18 protein-coding genes are annotated in these 17,665 nt (G+C 65.2%); 9 read left to right on the plus strand and 9 right to left on the minus strand.

Annotated elements, in window-relative coordinates:
• The first annotated feature begins 352 nt into the window (after positions 1-352).
• Entirely contained in the window at positions 353-1,648 is a 1,296-nt protein-coding gene (locus GQY20_RS10840; protein ID WP_198350908.1) for a sulfotransferase family protein, read from the plus strand.
• Positions 1,649-1,842: 194 nt separating this feature from the next.
• Entirely contained in the window at positions 1,843-2,919 is a 1,077-nt protein-coding gene (locus tag GQY20_RS10845) for a helix-turn-helix domain-containing protein (RefSeq protein WP_157217089.1), read from the plus strand.
• A gap of 3 nt (positions 2,920-2,922) precedes the next feature.
• On the opposite strand, the gene GQY20_RS10850 is transcribed toward GQY20_RS10845, so the two are convergent.
• The 3 genes from GQY20_RS10850 to GQY20_RS10860 all read right to left on the minus strand — a co-directional run bounded on the left by GQY20_RS10850 (position 2,923) and on the right by GQY20_RS10860 (position 6,220).
• On the minus strand, positions 2,923-4,332 hold the full coding sequence (locus GQY20_RS10850; RefSeq protein WP_157217090.1) for a B12-binding domain-containing radical SAM protein: 1,410 nt from the start codon (positions 4,330-4,332) through the stop codon (positions 2,923-2,925).
• Positions 4,333-4,436: 104 nt separating this feature from the next.
• Positions 4,437-5,399, minus strand: a complete 963-nt coding sequence (locus GQY20_RS10855; RefSeq protein WP_157217091.1) for an arginase family protein — start codon at positions 5,397-5,399, stop codon at positions 4,437-4,439.
• A gap of 56 nt (positions 5,400-5,455) precedes the next feature.
• Complete coding sequence (locus GQY20_RS10860; protein ID WP_232475994.1) at positions 5,456-6,220, minus strand: AraC family transcriptional regulator; 765 nt, start codon at positions 6,218-6,220, stop codon at positions 5,456-5,458.
• Between the two features lie 138 nt (positions 6,221-6,358).
• Between GQY20_RS10860 and GQY20_RS10865 the strand changes: the two genes are divergently transcribed.
• Positions 6,359-7,123 carry a class I SAM-dependent methyltransferase gene (locus tag GQY20_RS10865; RefSeq protein ID WP_157217093.1) on the plus strand — a complete coding sequence of 255 codons (765 nt, stop codon included), beginning with the start codon at positions 6,359-6,361 and terminating at the stop codon, positions 7,121-7,123.
• Positions 7,124-7,206: 83 nt separating this feature from the next.
• Here GQY20_RS10865 and GQY20_RS10870 read toward each other — a convergent pair whose 3' ends face one another.
• Positions 7,207-7,467, minus strand: a complete 261-nt coding sequence (locus GQY20_RS10870) for a GlsB/YeaQ/YmgE family stress response membrane protein (RefSeq protein WP_157217338.1) — start codon at positions 7,465-7,467, stop codon at positions 7,207-7,209.
• Positions 7,468-7,786: 319 nt separating this feature from the next.
• Between GQY20_RS10870 and GQY20_RS10875 the strand changes: the two genes are divergently transcribed.
• The 5 genes from GQY20_RS10875 (at position 7,787) to GQY20_RS10895 (ending at position 11,340) form a co-directional block, all read left to right on the plus strand.
• The gene (locus GQY20_RS10875; RefSeq protein WP_157217094.1) at positions 7,787-8,488 is read left to right on the plus strand and encodes a DUF2490 domain-containing protein; all 702 of its coding nucleotides are present in this window, start codon (positions 7,787-7,789) and stop codon (positions 8,486-8,488) included.
• 91 nt (positions 8,489-8,579) lie between these two features.
• Entirely contained in the window at positions 8,580-8,783 is a 204-nt protein-coding gene (locus GQY20_RS10880; protein WP_157217095.1) for a hypothetical protein, read from the plus strand.
• A 116-nt stretch (positions 8,784-8,899) separates the two neighbouring features.
• Positions 8,900-9,598 (plus strand): hypothetical protein, encoded by a 699-nt coding sequence (locus GQY20_RS10885; RefSeq protein ID WP_157217096.1) that lies wholly within the window; start codon positions 8,900-8,902, stop codon positions 9,596-9,598.
• 424 nt (positions 9,599-10,022) lie between these two features.
• A complete protein-coding gene (locus tag GQY20_RS32535) occupies positions 10,023-10,754 on the plus strand; it encodes a L,D-transpeptidase family protein (RefSeq protein WP_157217097.1) in 732 nt (243 codons plus the stop codon).
• A gap of 139 nt (positions 10,755-10,893) precedes the next feature.
• Positions 10,894-11,340: a hypothetical protein gene (locus GQY20_RS10895; RefSeq protein WP_157217098.1), complete on the plus strand. Its 447-nt coding sequence runs from the start codon at positions 10,894-10,896 to the stop codon at positions 11,338-11,340.
• A gap of 20 nt (positions 11,341-11,360) precedes the next feature.
• Here the strand turns inward: GQY20_RS10895 and GQY20_RS10900 are convergent, their stop codons facing one another.
• A complete protein-coding gene (locus tag GQY20_RS10900; RefSeq protein ID WP_157217099.1) occupies positions 11,361-12,173 on the minus strand; it encodes a sugar phosphate isomerase/epimerase family protein in 813 nt (270 codons plus the stop codon).
• Positions 12,174-12,175: 2 nt separating this feature from the next.
• Positions 12,176-12,967 carry an SDR family NAD(P)-dependent oxidoreductase gene (locus GQY20_RS10905; protein ID WP_157217100.1) on the minus strand — a complete coding sequence of 264 codons (792 nt, stop codon included), beginning with the start codon at positions 12,965-12,967 and terminating at the stop codon, positions 12,176-12,178.
• Between the two features lie 279 nt (positions 12,968-13,246).
• On the opposite strand from GQY20_RS10905, the gene GQY20_RS10910 reads away from it, so the two are divergent.
• A complete protein-coding gene (locus tag GQY20_RS10910) occupies positions 13,247-13,765 on the plus strand; it encodes a glycine zipper 2TM domain-containing protein (RefSeq protein WP_157217339.1) in 519 nt (172 codons plus the stop codon).
• 46 nt (positions 13,766-13,811) lie between these two features.
• Here the strand turns inward: GQY20_RS10910 and GQY20_RS10915 are convergent, their stop codons facing one another.
• From GQY20_RS10915 to GQY20_RS10925, 3 genes are all read right to left on the minus strand, one after another.
• Entirely contained in the window at positions 13,812-14,192 is a 381-nt protein-coding gene (locus GQY20_RS10915) for a hypothetical protein (RefSeq protein WP_157217101.1), read from the minus strand.
• 205 nt (positions 14,193-14,397) lie between these two features.
• Positions 14,398-15,705, minus strand: a complete 1,308-nt coding sequence (locus tag GQY20_RS10920) for an ABC transporter ATP-binding protein (RefSeq protein ID WP_157217102.1) — start codon at positions 15,703-15,705, stop codon at positions 14,398-14,400.
• Positions 15,706-15,716: 11 nt separating this feature from the next.
• Entirely contained in the window at positions 15,717-17,456 is a 1,740-nt protein-coding gene (locus GQY20_RS10925) for an ABC transporter permease (RefSeq protein ID WP_232476018.1), read from the minus strand.
• Positions 17,457-17,665 lie beyond the last annotated feature (209 nt).

Here is a 17,665-nt window from a genome sequence, read left to right on the forward strand (position 1 = left end):
GGGTCTGATCCGATCGTTCGGCATTGGTCCCTCTCCCTCTGGGCGGGGTGGCTGCGAGCTGGTTGACCCGGCTTCGCGCTATCCCCGCATGCCACCTACCGGCGGCAGACGGATGCTGGATCGCAAGCGCGCCCGACTGTGACAATCGCCGCACGGGAACCGATCTGCTCGATTGGATGCCCAGAATTGCTCAGCGCTTGGTTCGAAGGAACGGCGTTGCGGGGTTCCGCCCCGAGCAATGAGCAATCATGCGCTCCGTTTTGAGCATTTTTGTGCCCGAGCGCCGACTGGACGGGGAAAATGTCGCGCAGCATTTCATGCGAAAGACAGGAACAACGGATCGGAGGGGATGATGAGCGATAGCGAAAATGGCGGAGCGACGGTCGATCGCCGCACGGCCTGGAAACCCCAGGCACGCCCCGAATGGGCCCGGCAGCTCAACGAGTTGGGTACCAAGCTGGACATGAAGGCCGTGGTGCCGCTGGACGAGCAGTCGCTGTGCGATGCGGCGATGCGCAACACCGGGCTCAGCGATTTCGACGAGGATGGCTGGCGCGATCATTTCCGCGTGCTCCTGAAAGCGATCGAGGAGGAAGGGCGGGTCAATTTCTACGGCCGGATCCTCACCCGGTCGGATTTCATCACCTATCTCGAGGCACGGCTGACGATCACCGAGGCCTATAAGCGCAATCCGGAGATCGACGCGGAGGTCATCACCGAGCCGGTCTTCATCCTCGGCCTCGGGCGGTCGGGCACGACGATCCTCCACGAGACGCTGTCGCAGGATCCGCAGTTCCGTTCCGTTCGCCGCTGGGAGGCGCTGTTCCCGACGCCTGCGCCCGAAGAAGCGACCTATGAGACGGATCCGCGCATCGCCAAGGCGGCGGGGCGGGTCGACCTGGTGCACACGCTCTGTCCCGAATTCGAGGCGATGCATGCCTGGGGCGCGGAGATTCCGGTGGAGGATATCGAGTTCACCTATCTCACCTTCTTCTCCGAAGTGTGGGTGAACGCCTTCCAGATTCCGAGCTACGATGCCTATTTCAACAAGGTGGGGCCGCAATATCATTTCTACTGGCACAAGCGCTTCCTGAAGCTGCTCCAGTCGAAATATCGCAAGCCGCACTGGCTCTTGAAGAATCCGACCCATATGGAGCGGATTCCCTATCTGCTCGACACCTATCCCGATGCGAAGATCATCTTCCCGCATCGCGATCCGATCGTGTCGGCGGATTCGGTGGTCAACGTCAGTGGCACGATCTTCCATTGGCGCACCGACGAACCCTATGCCTATGACCATAGCGCCGCCGCCTGGGTGGACATCGGCCCGCGCGTGAAGATCTGGGACGATGTGATCGACTGGATCGAGGCCGGCCGGGTGCGGCCGGGCTATTTCGCCAATTCCATCTATGCCGAATTCATGCGCGATCCGCGCACGGCGATCGTCGGCATCTATCGCGATCTCGGCTTGGAGCTGACGCCCACCGCGCTCGAGCGGATGCTCACCTTCCTCCAGAGCCGGCACGGGGGGGCGCATGGCAACAGCTCGACCTACGAGAAATCGAAGAGCGCCGATCCGCGCACGATGGAGGAGCGGCGCCGCTATCAGCGCTATCAGAGCTATTTCGGGGTGCCGGACGAGATTTGAGGAGCACCGTTCCGACACCGTCATCCTGACGAAAGTCAGGATGACGAAGAAATGATCCCGAAAGTTGGCCCCCGCCTCCGCGGCGGCGCCATGCCAATCTCTACTGTATCGCCGGTGTTTGACGGTTGAAAATCGGTGGCTATTCTTCCGCCGAGACTGCGCAAAGCAGCGTTTGCTGGAGGAGGAGCGCCGTCATGGCATCGATGTCGCCGGGCGACTGGCTTGCCGATCCGCGCCATGTGCCTGTCGATCATGTTCGCCTGCTGCTGGAAAAGGCGGAGAGCATCGGACTTTCGTCGACCCGGCTGCTCCGCCGGTGCCGCCTGTCCTACAATCTCGACGATCTGTGCGCCGGCCGCGTCTCGCGCGTTCCGATCGCGGATTTCGCGCGGGTGCGCCATGCCTGCCTGATCGAGATCCGGCAGCGCATCGCCCCGTCCCATTATGCCGGCATGTCGCGCGACGATTTCGATTTCATGTGCCATAGCCTGATCACCAGCACGACCTTGCACGAGATGTTGGAACGGCAGTCCCGCTTCTTCGAGATCGGTGGCCGGCGCGACGGCTGGTCGACGCTGAGCGTCGCGGACGATCGCGCCACCTTCGAGATCCATCTCGGGCCGGCGGAAGGGCAGTGGGAATTCTTCTTCGTGATGAATGCCTTCTCGGTCTTCTCGCGGCTGATCGAGTGGGCGGTGGGTGAGCCCATCGAGATGAGCTATCTGACATCCTGTCCGCGCGATCCGGAGAATAGGGCGATCGCGGCGATCTTCGGCAATCGCTGCACCTTTCGTGCACCTGCGCACCAGATGATCTTCCCGGCGAGGCTGCTCGATCGCGCCGTCGTGCGCACGCCCGCGGACCTGCGCGAATTCCTCCGACGCTTCCCTTTCGACGCGGTGGTGTCGATGGAGACCTCGACCGACCTGTCCAGCCGGATCGGGGCGCTCTATCGCCATGCGATCCTCAACCATCAACCGCTTCCGACGATCGCCGGGCTTTCCCGGCAGCTCGGCATCGCCAATGCCACGCTGCGCCGGCGGCTGGACGCCGAGGGCGTTTCGATCCGGGTGATCAAGGACGAGGTGCGCGCGGCGCTGGCCCGCGAGTTTCTGTCGAACGATTATCTGCCGGTCGGCGACGTCGCGAGCACGCTGGGGTTCAGTGGGGCAAAGGCCTTTACGCGGGCATTCCGCGGCTGGACGGGGGTGACGCCGGCTTTCTATCGCCGGGCTTGCGAGAGCAGCAACCAACCTGTCATGCAGCATTGAGGATCAGGCAGCGGCGACTGCCTCCAAGGGCGCACCATCTTCGCTGCCCCGTGCAGTGACGCGGGACAATATCGCCTCGAGCAGGGGCGTCATGTGGGCAAGCCGTTGGGTCTTGATCACGAGGTCCCAGAGCGGCTCGAATTTCTTCCAACCGGCGGCATAGAAGAAATGCTTGGCCCGATGCTTGAGGCTGTCATGAACCAATGCGCCCCGCGCGATCGATCGCCAAGCGTAGAAATCGCGATAGGCGCGATGGTAGCCTGTCTCAAGCGCTTCCGGTGTCAGCCGCGCTGGTCGGTAGACGACGTGCCGCGTGTCGTAGCGGTCCCAGTCGCTGCTGGTGATTCGGCCGGCCGCTGCCAGCATCTGGTGCAGGCGGGTGCCTGGATAGGGTGTCTGGATGTGGAAGGTGGCAGTGGTGATGCCGTTGCGCACTGCCCAATCGACGGTGCGATCGAACACGTCCGGTCCATCTTCGTCCATGCCGAACACGAAAGATCCGTTGATCATGATGCCGAGGTCGCTGAGCCGGCGCGCCACCGCCTCATAATTGCGGGCGAGATTCTGCTTCTTGTTGCTGGCGCGCAGATTTTCGGGGCTGAACGTCTCGAAGCCGACGAACAGGCTGCGCAGGCCGGCCTCGGCGGCGCGTTCGATCAGATCGCCACGGAGCACCGAATCCACTGTCGCCGCGCCCTGGAACAGCCGCCCCATGCCGCGCATCCCCTCGAACAACCCGGTGGCGAAACGGCGGTCGCCGAGCAGGTGATCGTCGAGGAAATAGAGGTGGCGACCGGGCAGGCGATCGATCTCGGCCAGCGCCTCGTCGATCCGCTGTGTATAGAAGCTCCGGCCGCCAGCGAAGAAGGCGTCCTTGTAGCAGAAATCGCAATGCTGCGGGCAGCCGCGCGTGACGACGATCGAGTTGGGCACCAGATAGCGGCTGCGCTTGATCAAATCGCGGCGCACGGGCGGAATGCCCTCGATCGAACGGCCCACGGTCGAGGCATAGCGACGCTGCGGTTGGCGCGCGCGTAGATCGCGCAGAAATTGCGGGAAGGTCTGTTCGCCAGGGCCGATGAAGATGGCGTCGGCGTGGGCGGCGGCTTCGTCCGGCAGGGCAGTCACATGGAGTCCGCCAAGTGCGACAAAGCATCCCTTGGCCCGATAGAGATCGGCGAGGGCATAAGCGCGATAAGCGTTGGTTATATAAACCTGGATCACCACGAGGTCCGGTCTGTCGTCGGTACGCAGCGGCTCGACATGATCGTCTACCAGTTCCGCCTCGTCGTCGGGCGCGAGATACGCGGCGAGTGTTGCGAGGCCGAGTGGAGGGAAGAGCGAATATTTGATCGGGCGCCAAAATGGGCTCTTGGCCTCGGTCAGCGCGGGCAGGATGAACTTGACCTTCATAATCCAGCCTTTCGTCTGATTGGCGAAGCGGATGTGGCTTAGCCGCGGCCGGAGCAGATACGATGGGCGGTCGATGAAGAAATGGTGCGGATGCGGCAAAGCCGTCACGCTGCCCTTCGGAAGGCGCCATCCGCCTGCCAGGAGGCTCCCAGCATATTGACGATCATTCGGCCTGCGTTGATGCAGCTGAGGCCGTTGGTGAAATCGAAGGATGGTGCGATCTCGACGATGTCGAGTCCGATCACGCGATTGCGGCGGCCAAGGATGCGGAGCAAGGGAAGGAGTTGCCGCATCGCGACTCCTCCGGGCGACGGGGCCATGACGCCCGGCATCTCGGCCGGATCGATGCCGTCCGCGTCGATCGTGACGTAGACCGGACTGTTCTCGGGAATTCCGGCAATGGCTTGTTCCAGCCCCCGTGCATGGACTTCGGCGGCGGTGACGAGGCGCGAGCCCCAGGCATGGGCGGCCTCCACCTCCGCGCGGCGGGCGCTGCCCGTGCCGCGCAGGCCGATCTGCACCATCCCGGCGATCCAGGGCCGGCGGCTGGCCCAGTAGAGTGGGCTGCTATAGCCGCGCCGCACGCCGGCGACCTCCGGTCGCCAGTCGAGATGGGCATCGACGTGGACGATGTGGATCGGCTGGCGCGCGGCCTCCAGAGCGTCGATCACCGGAATGGTCACGCCATGATCGCCCCCGAGGACGAAAAGTTGCGTGCCTTGCGCGATAAGCCGCGCGGCGAGGGCGGTGACGCGCGCGGCATGGTGATCGTAGGGCCCGCCTTCGAAGGGGACGTTGCCGCCGTCGATGCAGCGCGGCGCAGTCTCCCCCAACGGGGCGCCAAGATCGAAATCCCAATGATCCGGCCCGTCTGAAATCTGGTGCGAGAGCGCACGGATCGCGTTCGGCGCACGGGATTGATCGTTCGGGAACGGGTCGTGGGGATAGGGTTCGCTGTGCGGCAGTCCGATGAGCGCGACCTCCGCATCCGCCCAGCCGTCCGGGTCGGTGATGATCGGCCAATCGAGGAAGGGCCGCACAGGCGCGAGAGTGAAGGAATCGGGCATACGGAGCTCATAATCGATCGATGAGGGCGGAAGAACGCCGATTGATCGAGATGGGGTCATCCACCGCCCCGTCGAGTCATGCGGCGCCGATATTCGGCCGGGCTTTCCCCCGTCAGCCGCGAAAATGCCTTGGCGAAGGCGCTGAGCGAGGCATAGCCGATGTCGGCCGCGACATCGGTGACGCGGGCGCCGGCGGCGAGGGCGCGCATCGCGGTGAGGATCCGGGCCTGGGCGAGCCACGGCTGCCAGCCCATGCCGGTTTCCTCGGCGAAGCGGCGACGAAAGCTGCGCTCGGACATTGCGGCGGCATGGCAAGCGCCGGCCTGGGTGGCGCCGCCTGGATCGGTCAGGGCATAGTCCATCGCGCGGGCGAGGCCGGGATGATCGCTGCGCGGCAGGCTCAGCGGCAGCTCGCTTTCCAGCCATTCATTGCACAGGAGCGCGAGCGTCGCGAAGAAGCTCTGCGCAAGAGGATCGGCCTCCGCGGCGCCTTGTGGCCAGCGCATGGCGTGCAGGATCATCTCGCGCATCATCGGTGTCGCAACGAGGATGCGGACCTGATCGCCGGCCGCTGTCACCGTCTCGGGTGCGAAATAGAGGGAGGCATGCGCCTCGTCGGTAACGGTGGTGCGATGGCGGACGCCGGCCGGAATCCAGGAGGCGCGCCCGGCGGGCAGCAGATAATGGGCGTGCGCCGTTTCGATCTGGGTGGTGCCGGCTATGGCGTAGAGCAGTTGGTGATAGCTGTGGGCGTGCCAGTCATAGACGGTGTCGCGGGCCGGATCGCGGAAGGCGAAACCGGTGCCCAAGGGGCGATCCAACCCATATTGCCTCAGGGCTGCCGCGGTTTCGTTTGGGTCGAGGTAGCGCATGGCCGTTCATCGCTTATTTTTGACCGATGAACGTTAGCCGGCCAACCGGTCAATGGCTATCCCGTCGCCCGACAAAGGAGCCGGGACATGACGAGCGATACTGCCCACGACCAACGCATCATCACGCAATTCACTCGCTGGGCCGCGCCTTTCGCGGCGCTGCCGGTGCATGCCGAAGCGGATGGCATGGCGCGGACGCTCTCGGCGGTGGACGCGCAGCCAGGTGATAGGGTCCTCGACGTCGCCTGCGGGCCGGGCATAGTCGCCTGCGCGCTGGCGGCGCAGGGAGCGCGCGTGACGGGCATCGATCTCACCCCGGCGATGATCGCCGAAGCGAAGGCGCGGCAGAGCGCCGAGGGGCTTGCCGGCCTCGATTGGCAGGTGGGCGATGCGACGGCCTTGCCCTTCGCGGACGAAACGTTCGACCGCGTGGTGACGCGCTACAGCTTCCATCATCTGCCCGAGCCGGTCGCGGCGCTGCGCGAGATGCGGCGGGTGTGCCGGGCGGGCGGGCGCGTCGTGGTGATCGACGCGACTCCCGCGGCGGATACGCAGGTCGCTTACGATCGTATGGAGACGTTGCGCGATCCGTCGCACACCAGCGCGCTGACCTTGGAGCAACTGCGCGGGATCGGGCGAGAGACCGGCCTCGTCGAGGCGGTGATCGATCATTATGCGCTCGAGGCGCAACTGGCGACCCTGGCGGATGCGCGGGATATGGCCGCCCTGGAGGCGATGTTCGACGAGGATATCAGCGGCGGCCAGGATCGCATCGGCGTCGGCGCGTGGCGGGCCGGGGACGGCATCCGCTTCCGCTTCCCGGTTTCGATCATCGCCTGGCGACGGGAGTGAAATCCCGTCTCGGCAGGAGCCCATCCTTCGGGCCGAATCGTCGAAGAATGGCGGTTTTGACGAACTCGGCCCAAACGGCGCGCTCAGATGATGTGGAGCAGCGAACGGCAGATGAAGATCAGCACCATCGCGCCGATGATCGACATGAGGCAGCCTGCGGGCTGGATCGGCTGATCCGACGCTTCGTTGGTGAAGGCTCGCGCCATGAGGCCGCCGACGAAGGAGCCGGCGATGCCGAGCAGTGCGCTCCACAGCCAGTTGATATGAACGGTGCCGGGATAGAAGAAGCGTGCCAATATCCCAATGATCAGGCCGACGACGAGCATGCGCAGGATGTGCAACATCATGCCACTCCTTTAGATGCAAGGAAAAGGTCGCGCTGAGGATCGCGGCGGTTGCCGCAGTAACGATCGATCACCCTGTCGTTCTTCTTCTGCTCCAGCATCGCGCACGCCACGGCAGACTGGCAGTTATGCCCAGGCGATGGCCTGGACGAATGCTGACTGCAGGCAAGGCGAACGTTGAGAATGACTGTGCCTTCTCTTGGGACGCGAGCATATGCGCGCGATCGGCCTTTATGCAGAGTGAACGGCGCTGCGCTCTGGACAGCATAAATTACGGGCCGGAAAAGATCGGGAAACAGGATCCCGCGATTGGGGCGCGATGACCTTAGCCCGATCGACTCGTCTCCTTCTGCCTGCTCTCGTCCTTTCCTCGCTGCTCGCGCTTCCCGGCCCGGCGCGGGCCGAGACCGAGCATGACGGGCAGGCCTGGGTCAACCTGACGGTGATGGGTTCGCTTTCCGGTCCGCTGCTTTATTTCGGCGAGGTGCAACCGCGTTTCGACGAGAACGGCTCACGCATCGGCACCGCCATCTTTCGCGGCGCGATCGGCTGGAAGCTCAGTTCGTCCCTGTCCCTCTATCAGGGCTATGGCCATATCGTCTCCCCGGTGAAGGGTGGGCGGGACATCGTGGAGAATCGCGGCTTCCAGCAATTGAACTGGATAATCGGCCATCCGGCGAAGGGCGAACTCTCATCGCGGACCCGGCTGGAGCAGCGCTGGCGATCGGACGGATCCGACATCGGCTGGCGGCTGAGGCAGATGCTCCGCTACGAACGGCCGCTGGTGGCGGAGAGGGGACTCAACCTGCTCGGCCATGGCGAAGCGTTCGTCGCGTTCAACGACACCGATTGGGGCGCGCGGGCCGGTTTCGATCAGCTCCGCAGCTTTGCCGGCGTGGAAATCGCGCTGCCCGGCAAGTCGACCATCGAACTCGGCTATCTCAATCAATATATCGATCGCGGTGGCGGACGCCACCGGGTGAACCACGCCGCCTCGTTCAGCCTCTTTATCCGGCCCTGATCTGCTGGCGCAGCACCGGTCCGTCCGTTTCGGATCATATCTTTTACGGAACGATCTTGCGTTGGCCCGCAATTGCAGATGAAGGGCCCATATGCGGGATACGATCATCGCAACGACGATCGTCGTCGCTATTCTAAGCGCCCATGGCGCGGCCATGCTCTGGCTGTGGCGCCGGATGAAGCGCGTAGACGCGCCGGAGCCCGAGCACCGGCAGCCTCTCGTCGAGCGTGCCAATTGTCGAGAGCCTGATGGGCGACTCTATCATAGCCGGCGCAAGGATGTGAGCGAAGGGTGATCGACCAGGGAGCAGGCGCGCGCGAGGACGCTGGCCGATCAACTGACGCCGCGCCGGGATGGACGGTGCCGTCGGGCGATGCGATACATCCCCTAAAATGGGGAGGAGAAGACGCCATGGGGCAAGGGGCCCAGCTCTATCCGGCAAAGACGCTCGGCCATGTCGCGCTCAACTATCGTGCGGGCGACGGCCCACGCGCGGCGCGGCTGTTCGAGCTGATCGGATGCCAGGTGACGGATACCGGGATGCTCGTCGATGGAAATCCATTCTATGTGATCCGGATCGACGATCAGGCGCCCAATCCTTCGGACAGCATACTCTTTCTGGGCGTGGCCGCGCCGCAGCAGATGGCATTCGAGGTAGCGGTGGAAAAGGCGCTGGGCATCGGCACCGATCGGGAGGATCCCGCGGTGGCGCAATATCGCGCCGATCGCGACGCCGAGCCCGAACTGATCGGCACGCATTTCGGCATGCGCTATGACTCGCTGGAAGCGATGGAGGCTGCGGTGGAGGCGGTGCAGGCGGAATGCCGCCGCGATCCGGGGTTCGGCCGGCGGGTTCAGATTCATCTGTTGCGCGCCAAGCGCGGTGTCGAGGAAGCGATCGACGCGCGAATGGATGCGTCGCCGGTCTTTGCGTCGGCGCAGCGAAGCTGCTTCGTCGATTATGGCGTGCAGGCTTTCCTGCGGACCGACCTGATGGCGGGAAGCCTGTTCACCTTCGGGCACACGATCGAACTCGATTATGTATTCACGCCGCGTCAGGCGGCCGAGGCCGGACGGGCGGTGGCGGAGCGTTTCGCGGCCGAGGCCTGAGCGCAGGAAATCCGCCGTGCCGGTGTGACCGCCGACACATGAGCGGTGAACGACTCCGCGCATTATGCTGCCACGAGTCGCCCGCGGTGGCGATGTTGCAGGACCAGGACAATGTTCTCGCACGACAGAAGATCTCGATCGTTTCAGGCCGAGCCGGTCTGAACGGCGAAGCGAGGTCGGCGCTTCGGTCTTGGGATCGAGAGCGGTAGCGGTCGGGGCCTAGCCTCGGAACCGCACCTCAGCGGTGGAGTGATCTCTCCGGCTTAACCCATCGATCACGCCGCGATTTTTCAAATCGCCGACCAAAGACAGGAACGTCTCAACATTCCGCACGTTTCGGGGACAGAGCATCGCGCTCCTCCTCGCGTGCCGCGGCCGAGGTGGAGCCGACGCCGCGCCAGACCCGAATTCCAAGAGGAAAACCATGGTTCACGCTCCCGTGCGTTGCGTGCGCGGCCTCGCGCTCGCCCTTTTGCTCGTCTCCGGCTCGCAGGCTGCGCTGGCGGCCAACAGCCATCTACCCGATGCGCGCGACGCCGTCGCGGCTGCCGATATGGCGCCTCCGGCGATGGATGCCGCCGTCATCCCCGATCTCAAGCCCGGTGACTATATCTGGACGCCCGATGCCGCGCCGGCCGGTGGCGACGTCACGGTGCTGGTGAGCATTCCGCTGCAGCTGGCCTGGGTCTATCGTGGCGGCACGCAGATCGGTGTCACCACCGTGTCGACCGGCAAGGTCGGACACGAAACGCCGACCGGATCCTTCTCCATCCTGCAGAAAGCGGTGATGCATCGGTCGAATCTCTACAATTCGGCGCCGATGCCTTACATGCAGCGGCTGACCTGGGATGGCATCGCGCTACATGCCGGCCAGATCAGCGGACAGCCTGCATCGCACGGCTGCGTGCGTTTGCCGAGCGCCTTCGCGCCGCTGCTCTACAAGGCGACCAGCCTCGGCGCGACGGTAGTGATCACGGCCCAGGCCCCCGTGTCGAACGCCGATGCGCTGGTCATGGCATTGGGTACGCTCCCGGCAGCACCGATCGAGCAAGCCGCCTCGCCGGAGTTCGCTTCGGATCAGCCTGATACGGGCGGTGCCTCTTCCGGCGGTGCCGAGGCCGGGCAACCGATGACGATCGCGAACAATGCGCCCTGATCGGCTTTACGATAGGGTTCGGCGATGTGCCGGATCAGGCGGTGCACTGTCCGGCGCTGATTGTGATGGTCGCTCTTCTGTATCATGATGTTCCGGCGTCGGCCGTGCTGGCGACAGGAAACGGACGGGAGGGGGCGACATGGTGATACGTCGGATTGCGGTTGTTCTGCTCCTGTCGGCAGCCCTCCCACAGGGGTCAGTGCTGGCGGCCGAAGGCGATGTGATAGCTGCCGAAGCATCGGCGCCGCCTGTCCAGCGCACGTCCCTGGCCGGCGCGCCCGACTGCCGGGCGGGCGATGAGTGCCTGGTGGAGGGCGCGGTGCGGCTGTCCCAGCGGCGCGGCATCAAGGCGGCGCGGGTCGATACCGCGTCGGGCTGCTTCGCCGTGGCGCTCAGCAGGTCGCAACGCCGCTCGATGCACGATAAGGGCACTGCTCGCGTGCGCGGTTTTGCCTACGCCTATTATGCGACGCCGAGCGTCAAATATTATCGGGTCCGCGATCGTCTGTCGGGAACCGGCAAGTGCGCCTCCGGCACGATGCTCTATGCGACGGCGGTGGATCGGCTGGACGTCAGGGGCGAATAGCGAAGGGCCGCTCCGACCATTCAGACCGGCCTGCCGCACGAATTCAGCAGCGTCCGTGTCGCGTGGAAGACCTGCTGGGCATGGAGCGCTGCACCGATCCTCCGATCGCGGCGCCGACGGAAGCCCGGCACCTCCGCGGCTAGTTGCACGTCTTCGGGGAGCGCCGCGAGAATGGCGGCGAGCGGAAAATCGCCTTCGCCGGGAGCCATCCGTTCCTCCATCGCCTCCACGCCGATCCAGTCCGGTGCGACGGGAACGGGGCCGTCGCACAGCTGGACATAACGGATCGCGCCGCGATCCAGCGTGGCGATATCGGCTGCTGTGCCTCCGGTGCGCACGAAGTGAACCATGTCCAGTACGATGCCGCAATCGGGGGCTCCGGCCTTGCGGATCAGCGCTGCCGCATCCGTGATCGTCGCCGTGGCGCCCATCGATATGGGTTCGACGTTCACGCCTAGCCCATATTCTCCGGCAAGCCGGCAGAAGGCAGCGAGCCGGTCGGCAATTTCGTCCGCGCCACGCTCGCCATAGTCGATGGCAGTCGCGGTCGCGGCGCCCAGGCTGGCTCCCAGGGCGAGTGCGGGCCGAAACTGCTCGATGGGATGATCCGCGGCGAGGTTGAACACCTCCAGATTGGCTACGGTGACCCCGGTGTCGGCGAGGGCGCGGCGCAGACCGGTTTCCTGATCCGGCGTGGTGAGCGTGCCGAAGGGCAGCACCGGCGCCTGGACCCAGAGGCTGACGCACTTAAAGTCGCAATGGCCGGCGATGCGCACCAGATCGGGGCCCGGCTGATCGAGCAGCGTCAGGCAATCGAGCGAGAGGCCCGGCACGGCTATTGCGCCGAATGCTGGAAAGCGGCGTAGACCTCTCCGATAGACGGATTTCGCCGGAGCGTCTGGCCGCCGCTGACATGTATCACCTGGCCGGTGACGAAACTGGCGTCGTCGCTGGCCAGCCACAGCGCTGCATTGGCGACATCGGCAGCGACGCCGGCGCGTCCGAGCGGAATCTCGCGATGATACAGGGCCTGCACGGCGGGGAGGCCGAGGCCACCACCGGACATCGGCGCGTCCGCAGTGCCGCCAGGCGCGATCGAATTGGCGCGGATTCCCTGGCCGCCGAATTCATGCGCTATGCAGCGGATGACGTGATCGATGCCGGCCTTGGTGCCCATATAGGCGGCATGGTGATCCATCATGATGGTGGCGGTGACGGAGGAGATCTGGATGATCGATCCGCCCTGCGGCATCGCGGCGATCAGCGCCTGGAAGAACTGGAACGGGCCGGTGAACTGCAGCGCCGTCATATGGTCGAGATCTTCGCGGCTATGCTCGCCGAACGGCTTGAGCAGGCCCCAGCCGGTGGCGTTGATGCCGATATCGAGGCCACCTAGCTTGGAGTTCGCCGTCGCGACGAGGTTTGCGACCGAAGCAGAGTCGGTGATGTCACAGGGCAGAGCCTGCGCGCCGAGTGCCTCGGCAACTTGCGCGACCGCCTCCGGCCGGCGGCCCGCAACGACCACAGCAGCGCCTTCCTCGGCATAGCGGGCCGCGATCGCCGCGCCGATATTCCCCGGCGCTGCGCCGAGAATGAGTGCGCGCTTGCTTGCGAGCCGGCCGCTCATGCGCGGACGATCCTTGAAAACGAAGCTTGGCTGTGCACGGCCATCCTCCCCACCCGCTTGATTTCGTTTCCCGATCGATAGGGCGGACGGAAAAAGGGGTCAACGCGTCGGTCTTTTGGCGGGCAATCCCCGGTTCAGGCGCGAAAGGGCACATCATCATGGTCAGTGGCCGTTGTCGGGGGGAAAATGAAGGGATGGGGGCTGGCCGACGTTACCGGCACGCAACATTCCCGAATTCCGTTCGTTCGGCGGACGCTTCACCATCGTCAGGAGAGCATGATGAACCGCTTCTTCCCCGCCGCTCTCGCGCTGGCAGCCTCTCTCGCCGTGGCGGGACAGGCCCATGCGCAGAGCCGCGCAGATGAGCAGCGTTTCCAGGACGCGCAGCAGCGTTTCCAGAACGAGCTCAGGATCTTCCAATCCGAATATGATCGCTACCTCGCCGCGCGCGATCGCGATTCGCGGCCCTATCCGCCGCCTCCGCCGCCGGGTGCCTATCAGGACGATCGCTATGAGGGCGGATACGATCCTTCGCGCTATTATCGTTCGGGGCCGAGCTATCAGCCGCGCGTGTTATCGTCCGACGACCGCGTCTATCGCGGGTCGGACGGACGTTATTATTGCAAGCGCAACGACGGCACGACCGGCCTGATCGTCGGTGCGGCGGGCGGCGCGATCCTGGGCAACGTGATCGACGGCGGCCATTCGCGTGCGGTCGGCACGCTTCTGGGCGGTGCGCTCGGTGCGCTCGCCGGGCGTTCGATCGACCAGTCGAACAAGCCGATCACCTGCCAATAAGCCGGAGACCGCCGGCGCGTCTCGGCGTGTCGGCGGGCCGAGCCGATCAGATGCCGGGTGCATCCCGATCGGCGGGGCCGGCGGCACAGGCCTGCATTACCGTGCGGCAGCCCCGCGCCATGGCGAACAGCCCGGCAATGGCGAGCAGCAGGGTGAGGGCAAGGCATGCGACCATTATATGCGGGCGGCCGAGCACATAGGCGCCCGATCCCATATTGCCCGTTACCACCGCCATCAGGATCAGGAGCCAGCAGAAGCGATAGGCGCGATTGCGGTCGATCGCGTCGGCGATGCTACGGCGCGAACGCTCCACGCCGTGGGCGCTGCAGTGCGACGCGATCACGGCGATATCCTGGTTGCGATTGGATATCAGCAGCACGACGACTACCAGCGTCGTAGCGATCGCACCCAGGAAGACGATGTGCATCAATGGCCTCTGATCCGAACCGGGTGCAGACTATTGCCGGGCCCTTAGAGCATCGTGCGGAAAAGTGGGTACCGGTTTTCCGCGCAAACGATGCGACCACAAAAGCTTGGAGCAAGCTGCGCTATTGATATATCGCGCAGCTCGCTCCAGTCCGCAACGATGCCGCGCGATAGCGGGACGAAAGGCGACGGGGGCCGGCTTCACCTCAGGCGGGATCTTCCAGGCTGAACTGGTCGCTATCCTCGTCATAGGCGAAGATCTCGGCGTAGCGGCCCCATAGGATCACGGTGCGCAGCGTTTCGTCGGCATATTCGGGCGACATATGATCTTCCAGCTCGTCGCGGAAGCGGCGAGCGGGGGCGATGTGACTCGCCCGTTCGTCCAGGATACGCCGGATATGCTGCGCCAGCGGCACATGGGCGAGCAGCGCCTGGGCAAACAGCGCCTTGCGCGCATCCACGTCGGCGGAGGCATAGCGACGCGCGGCCGGCGTCAGCTTCAGGTCGGCGCCGCCGAGATCGGCGAAGCGCAACAGCTGCAACGTCTCGGCCATGGGCAATAGCTCGTCCACCTCCAGTTGGAGCTCGTCGGCGAGATCGGCGAGGCTGGCCTTGCCGTCGAACGCGCTGGCGTCGACCTCCTCCATCAGGCCCGCGAGGCTGTTGGTCGAGACGCGCGGCAGCACCATCGCGATGCCGAGCCCGGGGAACAGACCTTCGCGCACCGGCACGGGCGAGGGACGGGCGGTCATGCGCGCATAGATATCGTCCACCATCGCGCGGAAGGCGGGATCCAGCCTGTCGCGCGGCTGCGGCAGGTCGACCCGGATTTCCGCGGCGACGCGGCCCGGATTGGACGAGAAGACGAGGATGCGATCGCACATCAGCACCGCCTCCTCGATATTGTGGGTGACGATCAGCATCGACTTGATCGGCATGCGCCCTTCGAACCAGAGATCGAGCAGATCGGTGCGCAGTGTTTCGGCGGTCAGCACGTCGAGCGCGGAGAAGGGCTCGTCGAGCAGCAGCAGCGCGGGATCGACGACGATCGCGCGGGCGAGGCCGACACGCTGGCGCATGCCACCCGACAGCTCCTTGGGATAGGCATTTTCGAAGCCGTCGAGGCCGATCAGGTCGATCGCGGCCAGCGCGCGATCCCGCCGCTCCTGCGCTGGAACCTTGCGCGCTTCGAGCCCCAGTTCGACATTCTGGAGCACGGTGAGCCAGGGGAAGAGCGCGAAAGTCTGGAAGACCATCGCGATGTCCGGCGTGTCGCGATCGGGATCGGAGACGAAGCGCACATCGCCTTCGTCCGGCGTGATCAAGCCGGCGATGGATCGCAGCAGCGTGGACTTGCCGGATCCGGAGCGGCCGAGCAGGCCGACGATCTCGCCCTCGTAGAGGGTGAGGTTCACATCCTCGATCACCGGTTTGCCGCGGCGGGCGGCGGCGCCGTAATAGTGGCGGAGCGCATCGACCTGGACGAGCGGGCGGCGGGCGACGGTGGTGGCCATGGGGTTTCTCCTCAGGCGAGACGCAGGCGGCGCTCCGCAAAGCCATAGAGCGGCTTCCAGAGCAGGCGATTGAACAGGATCACGAACAGCGACATGGTGGCGATGCCCAGCGCGACGCGGGGATAATCGCCCGCTGCGGTGGCATCGGCGATGAAGGCGCCGAGGCCGGGCGCACGCAGCCGCTCATGGCCCCAGGACACCGCCTCCGCGACGATGCTCGCATTCCATGAGCCGCCGGAGGCGGTCAGCGCGCCGGTCACATAATAAGGAAAGACGCCGGGCAGGGCGACGCGGCGCCACCATTGGAAGCCGCGCACTCCGAACATGCCGGCCGCCTCGCGCAGGTCCGTCGGGATCGCGCTGGCCCCGGCGATCACGTTGAACAGGATATACCATTGAGTGCCGAGGATCATCAAAGGCGACAGCCAGATGCCTGGGCTGAGATCCCAATGGACGATCGCCATCACCGCGAAGGGGAACAGCACATTGGCGGGGAAGGCCGCGAGGAATTGCGCCACCGGCTGGAGCCGCTCGGCCCATTTCGGGCGCAAGCCGATCCACACGCCGATCGGAACCCAGACGAGGCTGGCGAGCGCGATGAGCACCAGCACGCGCACCATGGTGAGGCAGGCAAGCCCCAGCACGTGGAGCGCGTCGTGCCAGTTCAGCGTGTGCGAGACATAGGTGAGGATCGTCCACACCGCGAACAGCACCGCGGCGCTGATCAGCCCCGTCCACAGGAGGTCGACGGCGCGGGGACCGAGCAGTGCGCGCCGCGGGGAGGCGCTGCGTGCCCGGGGGCGATCCAGTGCCAGCAACAGCCGCCCGAGGCCAGTGACGGGCGCGAACAGCAGGGGTAGCAGGCGGGTGCGGCGGAACAGGTCATAGGCCCAGGAACGCGGCCGGTCGTTGCTGGCCGTCTGCTCGAAGCGGAAGCGGTCCGCCCAGGCGACGACGGGACGGAAGACGAGCTGATCGTAGAGCAGGATCACCACTGCCATCGCCGCGACCGCCCAACCAACGGCCGTGAAGTCGCGATGCTCGATCGCGATTGCCAGCCAGGAACCGATGCCGGGCAGGTTCACCGTGGTGTTGCCCACGGTGATCGCCTCCGACGCGACCACGAAGAACCAACCGCCGGACATCGACATCATCGCGTTCCAGACCAGCGCAGGCGTTCCAAAGGGCAGGTCGAGCCGCAGGAAGCGGCGTACCGGAGAGAGGGCGAAGCCGCGCGACACCTCCTCCAGATCCGACGGGACGGAGCGCAGCGACTGATAGAAGCTGAACGCCATGTTCCACGCCTGGCTGGTGAAGATGGCGAAGATGGCGGCGAGCTCGACGCCGAGCTGCCGCCCCGGGAACAGGCCCATGAAGAAGGTGACGGTGAAGGTGAGGAAACCGAGGATCGGCACGGACTGGAGAATGTCCAGCGCGGGCACGATGATCTGGCCGGCACGACGGCTGCGTGCCGCGAGCGTCGCCACGACGAGCGTGAAGACGATGCTGGCGCCGAGGGCGGCGAACATGCGCAGCGTGGTGCGCAGCGCATAGCCGGGCAGATTCCATGGATCGAGCGCGACCGGCTGAATTCTGAGCTGCGAGAGAGGTTGGACGATGCCCTGTGCGCCCCGGACCAGCAGGACAGCCGCCGCTGCAAGCAGCAGAAAGGCGATCATGTCCGCGCGATTGGGCGGCGCGATACGTAGGAGACGCGAAAAGGAACGCAGGCCCCGTGCAGCGGGGGGCATTTTGCTCATAAGATCTCACCTCGTCGGATGCCGCCGCCGGCATCCGTGTGAGACTGAGCAGGATCAGGCTCGGCCGGTAGCCGCCAGCGGCGAAGACAATCGACTACTGTCGCTTGGCATGGTTGGGATGGCTTTCCTGATCGTCAGCGAGTCGGCTGACGAACCGCGATTGCTCCCGCACTGCAGCATTGTCAAGCAGGCGGAAAAGG

It is taken from the genome of Flavisphingomonas formosensis, from assembly GCF_009755815.1.
GTDB lineage: Bacteria > Pseudomonadota > Alphaproteobacteria > Sphingomonadales > Sphingomonadaceae > Flavisphingomonas > Flavisphingomonas formosensis.

Excerpts from the sequence above, each read along its gene's own strand:
- GQY20_RS10840 (WP_198350908.1), top strand. The coding sequence starts at position 353 with ATGAGCGATAGCGAAAATGGCGGAGCGACGGTCGATCGCCGCACGGCC.
- GQY20_RS10845 (WP_157217089.1), top strand. The coding sequence starts at position 1,843 with ATGGCATCGATGTCGCCGGGCGACTGGCTTGCCGATCCGCGCCATGTG.
- GQY20_RS10850 (WP_157217090.1), bottom strand. The coding sequence starts at position 4,332 with ATGAAGGTCAAGTTCATCCTGCCCGCGCTGACCGAGGCCAAGAGCCCA.
- GQY20_RS10855 (WP_157217091.1), bottom strand. The coding sequence starts at position 5,399 with ATGCCCGATTCCTTCACTCTCGCGCCTGTGCGGCCCTTCCTCGATTGG.
- GQY20_RS10865 (WP_157217093.1), top strand. The coding sequence starts at position 6,359 with ATGACGAGCGATACTGCCCACGACCAACGCATCATCACGCAATTCACT.
- GQY20_RS10870 (WP_157217338.1), bottom strand. The coding sequence starts at position 7,467 with ATGTTGCACATCCTGCGCATGCTCGTCGTCGGCCTGATCATTGGGATA.
- GQY20_RS10875 (WP_157217094.1), top strand. The coding sequence starts at position 7,787 with ATGACCTTAGCCCGATCGACTCGTCTCCTTCTGCCTGCTCTCGTCCTT.
- GQY20_RS10880 (WP_157217095.1), top strand. The coding sequence starts at position 8,580 with ATGCGGGATACGATCATCGCAACGACGATCGTCGTCGCTATTCTAAGC.
- GQY20_RS10885 (WP_157217096.1), top strand. The coding sequence starts at position 8,900 with ATGGGGCAAGGGGCCCAGCTCTATCCGGCAAAGACGCTCGGCCATGTC.
- GQY20_RS32535 (WP_157217097.1), top strand. The coding sequence starts at position 10,023 with ATGGTTCACGCTCCCGTGCGTTGCGTGCGCGGCCTCGCGCTCGCCCTT.
- GQY20_RS10895 (WP_157217098.1), top strand. The coding sequence starts at position 10,894 with ATGGTGATACGTCGGATTGCGGTTGTTCTGCTCCTGTCGGCAGCCCTC.
- GQY20_RS10905 (WP_157217100.1), bottom strand. The coding sequence starts at position 12,967 with ATGAGCGGCCGGCTCGCAAGCAAGCGCGCACTCATTCTCGGCGCAGCG.
- GQY20_RS10910 (WP_157217339.1), top strand. The coding sequence starts at position 13,247 with ATGAACCGCTTCTTCCCCGCCGCTCTCGCGCTGGCAGCCTCTCTCGCC.
- GQY20_RS10915 (WP_157217101.1), bottom strand. The coding sequence starts at position 14,192 with ATGCACATCGTCTTCCTGGGTGCGATCGCTACGACGCTGGTAGTCGTC.
- GQY20_RS10920 (WP_157217102.1), bottom strand. The coding sequence starts at position 15,705 with ATGGCCACCACCGTCGCCCGCCGCCCGCTCGTCCAGGTCGATGCGCTC.
- GQY20_RS10925 (WP_232476018.1), bottom strand. The coding sequence starts at position 17,456 with ATGCCCCCCGCTGCACGGGGCCTGCGTTCCTTTTCGCGTCTCCTACGT.